The organism is Shewanella sp. c952, assembly GCF_019654975.1.
GTDB lineage: Bacteria > Pseudomonadota > Gammaproteobacteria > Enterobacterales > Shewanellaceae > Shewanella.
Window position 1 is genome coordinate 1 of the sequence record NZ_BPEW01000146.1, and the last position, 430, is coordinate 430.

Below are 430 nucleotides of genomic sequence, written 5' to 3' on the forward strand. Positions count from 1 at the left end.
TCTTTCCTCCTTTTTTCCCTCCTCTTTCTTTTTTCTCATCCTGCCCCCCTTCTTGTTGTACTCTTTTCCTCGTGCCGTCCCCCTTTCCCCCCCCCCCGCCCCCCCATCGCCCCATTCTCTCCTTCTTTCTCCCTCTTCCCTTCTTTCTCCCCTCTTCTTCCTTCCCTCTTCTCCCTTTTTCTTCTTTCTTCCCCTTTCCCTCCTTTCCCTCCTTTCCCTTTTCTCCCCTCCCCTTTCTTCCTCTCTCTTCCCTTCCTTCTCTTTCTCCTTCCTTTTCCTCTTTCCTTCCTCTTGCTTCCTCTTTTTCCCTTTCTCCCCCCTCTTCCTTTCTCTTTTTTTCTCTTTCTTTTCTTTCTCCTTTTTCCCTTCTCCCCCCCCTCTCCTTCTCTCCTCCTCTCTTTCTTTTTCCTCTTCCCCTTCTCCCTCCCTC

1 protein-coding gene is annotated in these 430 nt (G+C 50.7%); it reads right to left on the bottom strand.

The genetic code is table 11. From position 1 onward, the window contains the following. Nucleotides 1-430: hypothetical protein (locus tag K5R16_RS22740; protein WP_220740619.1), on the bottom strand; the 430-nt coding region annotated here is incomplete at both ends.